At 71.7% G+C, this 13,070-nt stretch carries 11 protein-coding genes; 5 read left to right on the top strand and 6 right to left on the bottom strand.

The features are described from left to right. Positions 1-24: 24 nt before the first annotated feature. Together OG357_RS31090 and OG357_RS31085 are read right to left on the bottom strand one after the other, a co-directional pair. Positions 25-1,893: an FAD/NAD(P)-binding protein gene (locus OG357_RS31090; protein WP_329624287.1), complete on the bottom strand. Its 1,869-nt coding sequence runs from the start codon at positions 1,891-1,893 to the stop codon at positions 25-27. Next, entirely contained in the window at positions 1,890-2,738 is an 849-nt protein-coding gene (locus OG357_RS31085; RefSeq protein WP_329624286.1) for an amino acid ABC transporter permease, read from the bottom strand. Before OG357_RS31085 ends, OG357_RS31090 begins: the two co-directional genes overlap by 4 nt. 406 nt (positions 2,739-3,144) lie before the next feature. Here OG357_RS31085 and OG357_RS31080 point away from each other — a divergent pair, with 406 nt between their 5' ends. Continuing rightward, a complete protein-coding gene (locus OG357_RS31080; protein ID WP_317594011.1) occupies positions 3,145-3,624 on the top strand; it encodes a GNAT family N-acetyltransferase in 480 nt (159 codons plus the stop codon). Then, positions 3,621-4,640 (top strand): ABC transporter substrate-binding protein, encoded by a 1,020-nt coding sequence (locus OG357_RS31075; RefSeq protein ID WP_329624285.1) that lies wholly within the window; start codon positions 3,621-3,623, stop codon positions 4,638-4,640. Before OG357_RS31080 ends, OG357_RS31075 begins: the two co-directional genes overlap by 4 nt. Positions 4,641-4,679: 39 nt before the next feature. Here the strand turns inward: OG357_RS31075 and OG357_RS31070 are convergent, their stop codons facing one another. Further along, positions 4,680-5,912 carry a DUF5685 family protein gene (locus OG357_RS31070; protein ID WP_329624284.1) on the bottom strand — a complete coding sequence of 411 codons (1,233 nt, stop codon included), beginning with the start codon at positions 5,910-5,912 and terminating at the stop codon, positions 4,680-4,682. A gap of 311 nt (positions 5,913-6,223) precedes the next feature. On the opposite strand from OG357_RS31070, the gene OG357_RS31065 reads away from it, so the two are divergent. Beyond that, positions 6,224-6,658 (top strand): cell division protein SepF, encoded by a 435-nt coding sequence (locus OG357_RS31065; protein ID WP_317594014.1) that lies wholly within the window; start codon positions 6,224-6,226, stop codon positions 6,656-6,658. A 39-nt stretch (positions 6,659-6,697) separates the two neighbouring features. Here OG357_RS31065 and OG357_RS31060 read toward each other — a convergent pair whose 3' ends face one another. Continuing rightward, the gene (locus tag OG357_RS31060; RefSeq protein ID WP_329624283.1) at positions 6,698-8,440 is read right to left on the bottom strand and encodes an MFS transporter; all 1,743 of its coding nucleotides are present in this window, start codon (positions 8,438-8,440) and stop codon (positions 6,698-6,700) included. Positions 8,441-8,846: 406 nt separating this feature from the next. Here OG357_RS31060 and OG357_RS31055 point away from each other — a divergent pair, with 406 nt between their 5' ends. Further along, complete coding sequence (locus OG357_RS31055) at positions 8,847-9,728, top strand: phosphatase PAP2 family protein (protein ID WP_329624282.1); 882 nt, start codon at positions 8,847-8,849, stop codon at positions 9,726-9,728. Between the two features lie 75 nt (positions 9,729-9,803). Here the strand turns inward: OG357_RS31055 and OG357_RS31050 are convergent, their stop codons facing one another. Beyond that, positions 9,804-10,019: an I78 family peptidase inhibitor gene (locus tag OG357_RS31050; RefSeq protein WP_317594017.1), complete on the bottom strand. Its 216-nt coding sequence runs from the start codon at positions 10,017-10,019 to the stop codon at positions 9,804-9,806. 377 nt (positions 10,020-10,396) lie between these two features. On the opposite strand from OG357_RS31050, the gene ctaD reads away from it, so the two are divergent. Further along, complete coding sequence (gene ctaD, locus OG357_RS31045; protein ID WP_443066759.1) at positions 10,397-12,133, top strand: aa3-type cytochrome oxidase subunit I; 1,737 nt, start codon at positions 10,397-10,399, stop codon at positions 12,131-12,133. Here the strand turns inward: ctaD and OG357_RS31040 are convergent. Then, positions 12,048-13,058: a helix-turn-helix transcriptional regulator gene (locus OG357_RS31040; RefSeq protein WP_443066758.1), complete on the bottom strand. Its 1,011-nt coding sequence runs from the start codon at positions 13,056-13,058 to the stop codon at positions 12,048-12,050. The genes ctaD and OG357_RS31040 overlap by 86 nt on opposite strands. Positions 13,059-13,070: the final 12 nt, after the last annotated feature.

Below are 13,070 nucleotides of genomic sequence, written 5' to 3'. Positions count from 1 at the left end.
GGGAAGCAGAAGGGGGAGCGCGGATCAGGCGCTCAGCGGAGCCGGAAGACGACAGGTCCGGTCGCCGCGGTCACTGCCATCGCTCCGGTCACTCCCGTCGCTCCGGTCGCTCTGCTCGCTCTGCTCGCGCAGGAAGGTCAGTGCGGCCCGGGCGGCGACGTCGTTCTGCCCGAAGGCGATCCCGCCGGTACGGGGCCGGGTGAAGGCCCCGCCGGCCCGGGCGGTGGTGTGCGGGCCGAGCGCGAAGCGGCGCGGGTGCGGGCGACCGTCGCGCTCCAGGATCCGGGCGTCGGCGGGGTCGACGACGAGGAGCCCGCTGGCGGTGGCCCGCGCCCCGTCCTCGTACAGGGCGCGCAGCAGCGGGCTGCCGGTGAGTTCCAGGGTGGGGTCGGGCAGCCGGGCCTCGACGAGGGCGCGCGCCTCGGTCCACTCCCCCGGGACGGCGGTGGACGCGGCCCGGAAGACCCCGCGCTCCTCGTCGGCCTCGACGGTGACCTGGGGTCCGAGGAAGCGGACCACACCGGCGCGGGAGAGCGCGAGGAGCTGCCGCAGCCGGGGTCCGGGCGGGCCGGAGGCGAGGTAGCTGAAGAAGCCGTGCCACCAGCTGCCGGTGTCGATCCGGTCGCCGAGCCTGAGGAGCTGCGCGTAGACGGAGAGCAGCGCGGCGAAGACGGCGGCGTCGGGGCTGTGGGCGGGGTCGTGGCGGCGGGTCAGATCGTCGGTGACGTAGTCGCGCAGGCCGCGCTGGAGCTCCTCGGCGGAGCCGAAGCGGACCCCGTCGAGGGGGTGGTCGAGGACGTCCGGGTCGAAGCGGTCGGCGGGGTCGGGGACGGCCGCGGCGACGAGCGCGGCGACCTCCGCCCCGCGCGGCGGCGCCTCCGCGTAGGCCCGCTCGAAGGCGCTCCAGGCGAGGGAGGTCCGCTCGGGGTGGGTGGAGAAGAGCCGGTGGTAGTGGGCCCAGCCGAGCTCCTTGTCGACGAGCGGCCACACGTCGCGCCGGAAGTCGAGCGGCCCGGCCCGGTCGAGGAGGGCGTCGGTCTGCTCGGTCCCGAAGAACCGGGGCAGCGGGGGCCGTTCGCCGTCGAGGACGTATCCGATCTTCGAGTGGTACGGGACGCCTCGCCGCGATCCGACGTGCAGCGCGGGCTCCCGGCCGGAGGGTACGTAGACGAGGTCGTCGCCCTCGCCCTCGTACCGTCCGCCGCGGCCCTCGGTGAGGAGCACCATCAGGTCGACGAAGGCGAGGCCGAAGCCGCGTACGAGGACGGGCTCGCCGGCGGGCAGCGCGGAGAGGTCGGCGTCCGCGGTGAAGTCGGGCGGGAGGTGGACGAGCCGGTGGCGGGCGGCGAAGTCGGCGAGCGCCCGCTGCTCCGGGTCGGGTTCGGCGTCGAGGTGGCCGACGGTGAGGACGACGACGTCGGCGAGGAGGGGCTCGGCGCCGGCCTCCAGCCAGACCCGCTGGCGTCCGTCGCGGGGGCCGCCGATCCGCAGCGCGGTGGTGCGGTGCTCGTGGACGGTGACGGAGGCGGGCAGGGCGGCGAGGGTCCGCTCGTACACCCAGCGCAGGTAGGCGCCCTGCTGCGGGCGGGTGGGGAAGGTGCGGCCGTCGAGGGCCGCCCAGTCGGCGAGGGTGGGTCCCGGCCGGACGGGCCCGTCGAGCCGCACGGTCTCGTCGGTGAACATGGTGACGTCCTCGGCCTGGGAGTTCATCCAGAGCAGCGGGGACTGTGCGGTGCGCCAGATCCGGCCCGGGCCCGGCGGGTGCGGGTCGACGAGGTGGAGGTCGAGGGGGTCGTCGCCGTACAGCTCGGGCAGGCTGGCGGCGAGCCGTTCGAGGAATCCGGTCCCCCGCGGCCCGGCGCCCACGATGGCGAGGGACGGACGGGGGCTCATCGGGCGCTGCCGGTTCCGCGGGCGTAGTACCGCTCGACGTAGTGCTGGCCGAGGCTGAGGACCGAGGTGACGGCGACGTACCAGAGGGTGGCGACGAGGAGCAGCGGGATGACCTCGTACGTGCGGTGGTAGATGAGCTGGGTCGAGTAGAGCAGGTCCTGGACGGCGATGACGGAGACGATCGAGGTGCCCTTGAGGGTGCCGATCAGCATGTTCCCGGCCGGCGGGACGATCGAGCGCATCGCCTGGGGCAGCACGATCCGGGTGAGCCGGCGCCACCGGCCGAGGCCGAGGGACTGGGCGGCCTCGATCTGGCCGCGGTCGACGGAGAGGATGCCGCCGCGCACGACCTCGGCGGCGTAGGCGGCCTCGTGCAGGGTGAGGCCGATGACGGCGACGGCGACGGGACCGAGGAGGTTGACCGTGTGCACGCCGAGGACGGTCGGATAGAGCGCGCCGATGTTGAACCAGAACAGCAGCTGGACGAGGATCGGGGTGGACCGGAAGAACCAGACGTACCCCCAACTGACCGCGCGAAGCACCGGGTTGGCGGACATGCGGAAGACGGCGAGCAGGGTGCCGAGGACGAAACCCAGGGCCATGACGAGGGCGGTCAGCCACAGGGTGAGGCCCAGACCGCGCAGGACGGACGCGGCCGTGAAGTACTCGGCGACGACGTCCCATTGGAAGGCCTTGTTGCGGACGACCGAGAGGAGTCCCAGGCCGAGGAGGACGAGGACGACGGCCGCGGCGGCCCACTGGCCGGCGCGCCGGGTGGCGACGACACGGGGAGGCGGCTCGGCCGGCGGGGCCGTGGAGGGGGTCTTGACGAGAGTCGCGGACATGCGAAGGCTCCGTGGATGCCAGAGGCGGATCGAACACGGGGGTGCGCCTTCACACGCGCAGAGCACGGATCCGGGCCCCTCAGCCCGATCCGCCCTTCGAGGCTATGCGGTCAACACGCCCCACTGTCAAGGGTGTCCACAGGGTGAGCCGTGCGTCTCATCGTGGTTGACGCGGAAACGGATGCCTGTTCCACTGGGGCCATGCATCCGCAGCAGCAGCTGGTCACGCGCTCCCACATCGACTTCGGTCGCGTGTGGTCCTCTTCCTGTTGAGCTGACCCTCCGCTCTGCCCCTGCCCGCGTGCTGTTTTCCGCGGCGCCTTCACACCCAGGCCCCTCGTGAGTGCCTGAGCTCTCCCCTCCCCTCGCCCTGCCCCGCTGTTCTCCTTCGTCCTGAAGGACCGTCATGACCTTCGCGTTGTCCGTGTACCGGACCACGACCACCGACCCCCTGGCACGCCCGCTCCTCGACGAGCTGGCGTACGAGTACACGACCCGGTACGGCTCCGCGCACGATCTGAGCCTCTACCCGGCCTCCGAGTTCGCCCCTCCCGACGGCGCCTTCCTGCTCCTCATGGAGCAGGGCCGGCCCGTGGCCGGAGGCGCGTACCGCCGCTACGACGAACACACCGCCGAGCTGAAGCGGATCTGGACCCACTCGGCACACCGCAGGCGCGGGCTCGCCCGCCGCGTCCTCACCGTGCTCGAACGCGAGGCCGCCGCCCGCGGCTACACCCGCATCCATCTGACGACCGGGGCGCGCCAGCCGGAGGCCAGGGGTCTCTACCTGGCGACCGGCTACCGGCCGCTCTTCGACGTGTCCGCCGACCTTGAGTCGCTCGGCCCCCTGCCGTTCGAGAAGCTCCTGGAGAACCCGAAACCATGAGTACGCGTACGAGTTCCGGCACCACGCGCACCACGTCCGGCACCACCCGCACGACTTCCGGCACCACCCGCACGGCCCTCGGCTTCGCGCTGATCACCGCCGCCGCGCTCACGCTCACCGCCTGCGCAGGGGGCGAGCCCACGACCGCTCCGGCCGGGGCCTCCGGAGCACCGGGCGCCGCGAAGGGCGCGCTCCCGAGCGAGGACGTGGTGTCGGCGGTGAAGAAGAACGAGGCCGCGGCGAAGCTGCTCCCCGCCGACGTCCGGCAGCGCGGCAGCTTCACGGTCGCCGCCTCGGTCGGGACCCCGCCCAGCTCGGCCTACCTGCCCGACGGCAGGACCGTGGTCGGGGTGGACGCCGACTTCACGGGCGCCGTGGCGAAGGCCCTCGGCCTGGAGGTGAAGCGCGAGGCCGTCGGCTTCGAGGCGATCCTGCCGGCGCTCGGCAGCGGCAAGTACGACGTCGGCACCGGGAACTTCGGGGTGACCGAGGAGCGCCGCAAGACCATCGACTTCGTCACGTACGTCAACGACGGCCAGGGCTTCGCCACGCGGTCCGACAGCCCGCTGAAGGCGGTCACCGACCTCACGCAGCTGTGCGGCCTGAAGGTCGCGACGGGCGCCGGCACCACCTTCGAACGGACCCTGGAGCAGAACAAGGGCCGGTGCGCGGAGGCCGGGAAGCAGCCGTACGAGGTGAACGTCTTCAACGAGACGGGAGCGGTCTGGATGGCGCTCCAGCAGGGCCGCAGCGATGTCGTGATGAGCACGATCAACGGCGTGCGGTACGCGGTGACGCAGCAGAAGAACGTGAAGTTCCTCAACGAGTACCGGCGGCTCGACGTCGGCTTCGCCTTCAAGAAGGGCACCCCGCTCGCCCCCGCGTTCCAGGCGGCGGTGAACGGCCTGAAGGCCGACGGGACGTACGACCGGATCCTGAAGAAGTGGGGGGTGACGGAGTCGGGCATCGAGCGGTCGCAGATCACCCCGCCGGAGATCCCGGCGCCGACGAAGTAGCGGCGGGGTGTCTCCGGCGGGGCGGGGACGGACGGGCCGTCAGCAGCCGTCGCAGGGGCAGCAGCAGTCGCAGTTGCCGCAGCCGCCGTCGCAGTTGCAGTCCCGGCAGCAGCCCTCGCGCTTCTTCCGGGACCAGGGGCCCTCGTACTCCTTGGCGCAGCAGATCTGGCAGGTGCAGAACAGCCAGGTGAAGGCGGCGCACCCGGCGAGGAAGCCGCGCGGCTTGGGTGCCTGGGGCGCTCCGCCGCCGAACTGCGGCGGCAGCCCGCCGGGCCCGCCCGGTCCGGCCGGGCCGCCCGCGCCGCCTCCGTAGGGGTTCCCGCCCCCGTAGGGGTCGTACGGGCCCGAGGGCCCGCCCGCGTACGGATTGCCCGGTACCGGACCCTGGCCCGGTCCCGGCGTCCCGTGCGAGCAGCTCGTCGTGCCGAAGGCGCGGTCCACCGACGTCCGGAGCTCGTGGGCGAGGAGGACGTGGACGAGCTTGCCGTCGGCGAACTCGGCGTCCCGCAGCGCGAGGCGGATCCCGTGCAGGGCGTCGTCGGCGAGCCGGCGGGCCTCCTCCCGGGAGGTGCCGGTCGCGGTGAGCGGGTTCCAGGCGCCCGCCGCCGCGTCCGCGGTCTGGTCCTCGACGGCGTCGAGGAGGTGGGCGAGGCGGCCGAAGAGCCGGCCGGCCTCGGCGAGCGGCGCCGCGTTGTCCGGGCGCCCCGCGAGGACCGCGGTGTGCGCGAAGGCGGCAGCGGTCGCGGTCTCGGTCGGCTCGGTGACGGCGAGCAGCGGGGTCCCGAGGCCGGCGAGGGACTCGAGCCCGGTCTGCCGGTCGACCGCGTCGACGAGGACGGCGGTGTCGAAGCCGAGGGCGCGGCCGGTCCTGGCGCCGGCCCGGTCCCAGGAGCGGGCGACCCGGCGGGCCGCCGCGGCGACGGGCTTGCGCGCCAACAGGCCGTCCCGGTCGGCGACGTGGTCCCGTACCTTCGCCGAGGCGAGAACGAGCGAGACGGCGGCGGCGAGGCGCGCACCCTCCCCCTGGGCCACGGGCGCGGTCCGCATCCCGCGCAGCGGGCAGGGGCCCGCGGTGCGCCGCCCGCTCGCCACCGCGCCGGTCTGAGCCTCCGTCAGAACCGAGACAATGAGCCCGTCGTAGTTGGTGACGACCCGGGCGAACTGCCCGTGGTCCGCGCGAAGTGCCAGGCAGAGGCCGCAGAGGTGGGCCATCCACTCGACTTTGAGTCCGTCGGTGAGCCGGTGTGTGCAGGGTCTGACGATTCCGAACATGAGGTGCCCCCGTGAGCCGTGCGAAGTGCCGTCGAGCGGCTTCGCGGCATCGTAGCGAGCCGGGTCGTTCACCCGTACGCGCCCATCGTCACCCTTCTGGCCCGACTTTCATATTTTAAGTTGCGCGCCCCTCCGTCAGGCCCCGCATACCGCAAGTTTCCTGACGTATCGCCAGAAATCGACGCTCACGTTCTGCACCAGTACCGTCACGAATCCCCTGCGCGCCGTGTATCCACTTGGCGCGCGATCCGCATCATGGACGACGATAGGGATTGCGGAACCACAAGTGACCGCGCTGAAAGGAGGCGTCCATGGGATCGGTGCGCAAGGCAAGTGCCTGGCTGGGACTCGTCGAGGACAACGACGAGCGTTACTACGACGACGAGTACGCCGACGGTGCCGAGAACGGCGACGCCTGGGTGACGGACCCCCGTGTCCGGGTGGCCACGGACACCGCCCAGGATCAGGGCCGCCGGATCGCCACCGTCTCCCCCGACGGCTTCCGGGACGCCCGGGGCATCGGAGAGCTCTTCCGGGACGGTGTTCCGGTGATCGTGAACCTGACCGGGATGGAGCCGCACGACGCCAAGCGCGTGGTCGACTTCGCCGCCGGTCTCGCCTTCGGCCTGCGCGGCTCGATCGAGCGCGTGGCGACGCGGGTCTTCCTGCTCACCCCCGCCGACACCCAGATCATCGGCGGCGAGACCCGCCGGCGTCCGCAGGACGGTTTCTTCAACCAGAGCTGAGCGGGTCCGCCGGCCCGCCCGGGCACTCCCGAGGCCGGGTCAGTGCGTCGGGCGTCCGGAGCCGGCGGGCTCGATCGCTTCCCGGGTCGCGGGCACCCGCGGCTCGGCAGGCTCACGCCCCTCGGCCGCCGGCTCGCACCTCTCGATCGCTTCACGTGTCTTGACCGCTTCACGCGTCTTGACCGCTTCACGCGTCTTGACCGCTTCACGCGACTCGTACGACTCGAACGACTCGTCCGGTTCCGCCGGGCACTCCATGGCCCGGGGCAGCCGCCGGGCCATCACCGCACCGGCGAGCAGCAGCACGGCGCTCACGCAGAGCGTGATGTGCAGGCCGTCCACGAAGGCGTGCCGGGCGGCCTGGTACAGGGCCGCGCCCGCCGTGCCGCCGAGTTGGTCGGCGACCTGGTAGGCCTCGCCGAGGGAGTTCGACGCGGCACTGCTCGCCTCCGTCGGCACACCGGGGACGGAGTCGAGACCGGGCGCGTACGCGGCGTTCATCACGCTGCCGAGCAGGGCGATGCCCATCCCGGCACCGAGCTGGTACGAGGTCTCGCCGATCGCGGCGGCGCCCCCCGCGCTCTTCTGCGGTGCCTCGCTGAGCATCGACTCGTACGCCGAGAAGAGCGTGGTCTGCAGGCCGAAGCCGAGCAGCACGAAGCCCACCGTGAGCAGCAGCGGCCGGTCGTCCTGTCCCATGAGGGTGAGCAGCAGCACCGCGGCGGCGGTGAGCACGAAGCCCCAGCCGACCATCCGGCGCGGGCCGATCCTGCGCAGGGTGTACGAGCCGGTGGCGCCGGCCGCCATGGCGGCGAAGGTGAGCGGCAGGAGCCGAAGACCGGTCTCCAGGGGGCTCAGTCCGAGGACGAGCTGGAGGTACTGGACGGCGATGAGCTCCAGGCCGACGAGAGCCAGCATGGCGAGGACGATGCAGCCGACCGAGGTGGTGAAGGCCGCCCGGGAGAAGAGCCGCATGTCGATCAGCGGGTGCGGGCGCCGCTTCTGCCTGCGGACGAAGAGGACGAGCAGCGTGGCACCGACGAGCAGCGGTCCCGCGGTCGGGAGGGCGAGCAGCGGCTCGCCGGCCCCGGCACGCTTGACCCCGAGGACGCAGCCCAGGACTCCGGCGGCGGCCATGAGGGCGCCGAGGACGTCCCAGGGTCCGTCGGAGTCTCCGCGGGACTCGGGGAGGAGCCGGCGGCCCAGCGGCAGGATCAGCGCCATGAGCGGGATGTTGATGAGGAAGACCGAGCCCCACCAGTAGTGCTCGACGAGGAAGCCGCCGAGCACCGGCCCGGTGGCGGCACCGATCGCCGCGACCGCGGTCCAGACGCCGATGGCTGTGGCCCGTTCCCTGCGGTCGGGGAAGACCGCCCGGAGGATGGAGAGCGTCGCGGGCATGATCATGGCGCCGCCGACACCGAGCAGCGCGCGGGCCGCGATGAGGACCCCCGGCTCGGTGGCGAGGGCGGCGACCGCCGAGGCGACGCCGAACAGTGCGTAGCCGAGGAGGAGGACGCGTCTTCTGCCGACCCGGTCGCCGAGGGTGCCGAAGAGGATCAGCAGCGAGGCACAGATCAGCGGGTAGGCGTCGACGATCCAGAGCAGCGCGGTGGAGCTCGGGCGCAGGTCCTCGGTGAGCGAGGGGACGGCGACGTGGAGGATGGTCGCGTCGAGGGCGACCAGGAGAAGGCTGACGCAGAGGACGACCAGGACGACCCAGCGATTGGTTCCGCCGTCGGCGGCACGCTCTCGCGCTCGGGCCGTGATCGTCCGCGACATGTACGTACCTCCCAGTGAAGCTCTCGCGCTCGGCAGGCGCCGACCAGGGCGTATACCCCTGGGGCGGCCCGACATCGACGGGCGAGTGAGCCGTCAGCGTACGCGAGTTCACGCCCCGAGCGCGTGGTGCAGCTCTCACCCCGACAGGCCTCCTGGTGTGGCGTACGCCACTCGGCAGGGGCCGCGCGTCGCATGGAATTCCGTACGTATATCTGTTTGAAGTAATTGCCTTGCGCTCAAACACTCTTCCGGAAAGCGCCACGCCGCCAATAGGGCTGAAGGTCATCGGATTTACCGACGGACGTCGGGAATGGACCGCCGACTGAGACCTACTCCACATCACATGGTCATCACGAAGACACCGGATCGACCGGGTCGGCTTCTCACTCCCTGTAACGTCGATTGGGTGCGTACCGACATCTTTGCCCGGCTGGACCGGGAGCCGGAACCGCCGAAGATAGAGGTCCCGCGGATGACCCGCACGCGTCTCGCGCTCTTCGGCGGGACGTCGGCGTTCTATCTGGCCATTGTCGTCGCGGTGCTGCTGTCGACCTGGCTGGTGGCCCTCGACTGGAAGATCATGTTGTTCCGGCCCTATCAGCAGTGGCCGGAGATCCACGGCTTCCTCGACTACTACGTCGTCCTCGGTCAGCGCGGCCCCACGGCCGTCATGGTGGCCGCATGGCTGGGCTGGCGCTCCTGGCGCCAGCACACCCTGCGGCCACTGCTGTGTCTCGGCGCGGCACTGCTGCTGCTGAACGTCTCGGTCGGCGCGGTCAAGCTCGGCCTCGGCCGTCTCGGCCCCCACTACGCGACGCAGGTCGGCTCCGCCGAGCTCTTCGCGGGCGGCGATATATTTCCCTCCGGCCACACCGCGAACGCGGTCGTGACCTGGGGCATCCTCGCCTATCTGGCGACCACCCCGCGGGCCAGGCGCTACCTGTCGGCGCTCTCCGCCGTCGTCGCGCTCGGCGTCGGCCTCACGACCGTCTATCTGGGCACGCACTGGCTGAGCGACGTGCTCCTCGGCTGGGCCGCCGGGCTCCTGGTCCTGCTCGCCCTGCCGTGGTGCGAGCCGGTCCTCGCGGTGGCGGAGTCCTGGATCCTCGCGCTGCGCGACCGGCTGCTCGACCGGCTGCGCGACCGTCGCCGGCTGGTGCCCTCCCTGCCCGTGGCCTCCGGCGGCCCGCGCCCGGGCTTCTTCCCGCAGCGTCCCGCCGGGGCCGAGGAGCCCGTCCGCGAGACCGTGGGAGTGGCCCGCGGCCGCGCCCCGGCGACCCGCGGCTGACCCGCCCCCTGTACGCGGAGAAGGGCCCCGGCCGTCCTCGGCCGGGGCCCTTCCCCTGTCCGGGCACCGGTCCTGTCAGCCCAGCCAGCAGCGGGTGACGGTGCCGTCCTCCACCTCGAAGTTGATGCGCCCGGAGAGGTATTCCATGGTGATGATCGAGCCGGGCGGCAGGGACCTGACGACCTTCCAGCCCCGTGTCCTGGCAAGCCGCTCGGCGCCGCCCGAGTCGAGTCCCACATAGGACTCGGGAGCGTCGCGGGGCGGTTCGGGAGTGCGCGATGTGGGTGACATGGGCCTCACGTTAGCCTCTTTACGGTCACGCTTGTGTCACAAGTTCTCGACATATGTTTGACACGCCCGCCGTCACTCGATGGGACCGTTTCCGGCCGATTCTCCAGCAATTCCGAAGAGCTTCCGGCACTTCGCACGAAGAGGATCGCAGCGCCGAAAATCCCCGGGAATTCCCCGTTCTCCCCGCGTCGCACGGCGAATTACCCGGACCTCGCACGCGGCGCCCTCACGGTTCCCTTACACAATGCTTACGCGCACTCCGCCGGGTACGGTGTCCGCCGACCGGAGCAGCCGCCCCTTCCGCCTCCCTCTCCCGCCGGCCAGCCGCGCGCATCATGTCCCGACGCCCGGCGAGCAGGACCCAGGGGGAGGCAGCGATGGGCACCGAGACAGCGACCGCGACCGTCGAATCGGCCCGGCAGCGGCACGGCCGCGTCCTGATCGACTGGGCCACCACGACCGACCACAAGAAGATCGGTCACCTGTACCTGGTCACCTCGTTCGCCTTCTTCCTGCTGGCCGGGCTCATGGCGATGCTGATGCGGGCCGAGCTGGCCCGCCCGGGGCTCCAGCTCGTGTCGAACATGGAGTTCAACCAGGCCTTCACGCTGCACGGCACGATCATGCTGCTGCTCTTCGCCACGCCCACCTTCGCCGGCTTCGCCAACGAGCTGGTGCCGCTGCAGATCGGCGCCCCCGACGTCGCCTTCCCGCGGCTGAACATGTTCTCGTACTGGCTGTTCCTCTTCGGCGGCCTGATGGTGATCGGCTCGCTGCTCACCCCGAGCGGCCCCGCCGCCTTCGGCTGGACCGCCTACGCCCCGCTCAACAGCCTGGAGCGGTCGCCGGGCGTCGGCGTCGACCTCTGGATCATGGGACTCGCGCTCTCGGGCTTCGGCACGATCCTGACCTCGGTGAACTTCCTCGCCACGATCATCGGGATGCGGGCCCCCGGAATGACCATGTTCCGGATGCCGATCTTCACCTGGAACATCCTCTTCACCGCGGTCCTGGTGATCATCGCCTTCCCCGTCCTCGCGGCGGCGCTGCTCGTCCTGGAGGCGGACCGGCGCCTCGGCTCCTTGGTCTTCCAGCCCGAGAACGGCGGGGCGCTGCTGTGGCAGCACCTCTTCTGGTTCTTCGGCCACCCCGAGGTCTACATCATCGCGCTGCCGTTCTTCGGGATCGTCAGCGAGATCATCCCGGTCTTCGCCCGCAAGCCGATCTTCGGCTACACGACGCTGATCGCGGCCACCATGGCGATCACCGGCCTCTCGGTGGTGGTCTGGGCGCACCACATGTTCGCGACGGGCGCGGTGCTGCTGCCGTTCTTCTCGCTGCTGTCGTTCCTGATCGCGGTGCCGACCGGGGTGAAGTTCTTCAACTGGACCGGGACGATGCTGCGGGGCTCGCTCTCCTTCGAGACGCCCATGCTGTGGTCGGTCGGCTTCCTGGTGTCGTTCCTCTTCGGCGGGCTGACCGGGGTGATCCTCGCGTCGCCTCCGATGGACTTCCCGGTGACCGACTCGTACTTCGTCGTGGCCCACTTCCACTACACGGTCTTCGGCACGGTCGTCTTCGCGATGTTCGCCGGCTTCTACTTCTGGTGGCCCAAGTTCACCGGCCGGATGCTCGACGAGCGGCTCGGGAAGGTCCACTTCTGGACGCTGTTCACCGGCTTCCACCTGACGTTCCTGGTGCAGCACTGGCTCGGCGCGGAGGGCATGCCCCGGCGGTACGCCGACTACCTGGACGCGGACGGGTTCACGGCGCTCAACACGGTGTCGACGATCGGCGCCTTCCTGCTCGGCGCCTCCACGCTGCCGTTCCTCTACAACGTGTGGTGGACCCACCGGTACGGCGCGAAGGTCGACGTGGACGACCCGTGGGGTTTCGGGCGCTCGCTGGAGTGGGCGACCACGTGCCCGCCGCCCCGGCACAACTTCGACTCCGTGCCGCGGATCCGCTCCGAGTCGCCGGCCTTCGACCTGCACCACCCGGAGTTCGCGGCCTTCGAACGGATGCGGATCACGAGCCCCCCGCCGTCTCCCCCGCCGTCCGGCCGTCCGTCCGACGGTCCGTCCGATCGAGAGCACGGGACAACCGGTCCCTGAGTTCGCGGACCCGTTCCGTCAGCTCCGGCGGCTCGACCACCTCGAAGTCGAGGCCCATGAGCATCACGTGCACCACCGCCACGTGGAGGTTGTGCGCCCCCGCCCGCAGCAGGCAGCTCCCCTCGCCCTCGGGCTCCAGGACCCCGTCCATCGGGCCGACGATCGCGGCGGCCTCGTCGAGCGGGACGAACAGCCGGACGGTGACCTCCTCCGCGTACGCCGTGCCGGACACCCCCTTCGACACGTACGCGGCGAGGTCGTCGGCCGGCGGTTCGCGGGGCGGGAAGCGCGGGCCGTGCGGCGGCTTGGGCTCGATGCGGTCCGCCCGGAACGTCCGCCAGTCGTCGCGGTCCACGTCCCAGGCGACCAGGTACCAGCGCCGCTCGGTGCAGACCAGCCGGTGCGGTTCGACGGTCCTGCGGGTGGCGGTGCCGCCGTGGTCGCGGTAGGCGAAGCGGAGCCGCTCGCTGTCCCGGCAGGCGTTGGCCAGCTCGGTGAGCACCGCCGGGTCCACCCGTTCCCGAGGGGTACGGAGCATGGGCACGGTGAAGTCGGTGAGCGCGCCGACCCGCCGCCGCAGCCGCGCCGGCAGGACCTGCTCCAGCTTGGCGAGAGCGCGTACGGAGGTCTCGCCGATGCCCTCGACACCCTGGCCCGCCGCCGTGCGCAGGCCGACCGCGACCGCCACGGCCTCCTCGTCGTCGAGGAGCAGCGGCGGCAGCTCGGCCCCGGCGCCGAGCTGGTAGCCGCCGCCGGTGCCGGGGCTGGCGTGCACGGGGTAGCCGAGCTCGCGCAGCCGGTCGACGTCGCGCCGTACCGTGCGCGAGGTCACCCCGAGCCGGTCGGCGAGATCGGCACCGGACCACTCCCGGTGGGCCTGGAGCAGCGAGAGCAGACGCAGCAGCCGTGCGGAGGTCTCCAACATGCCCCGAGTCTC

It is taken from the genome of Streptomyces sp. NBC_01255 (assembly GCF_036226445.1).
Lineage (GTDB): Bacteria > Actinomycetota > Actinomycetes > Streptomycetales > Streptomycetaceae > Streptomyces.
The sequence above is the reverse complement of the archived record's forward strand: the minus strand, read 5'-3'. Positions and strand labels throughout refer to the sequence as shown.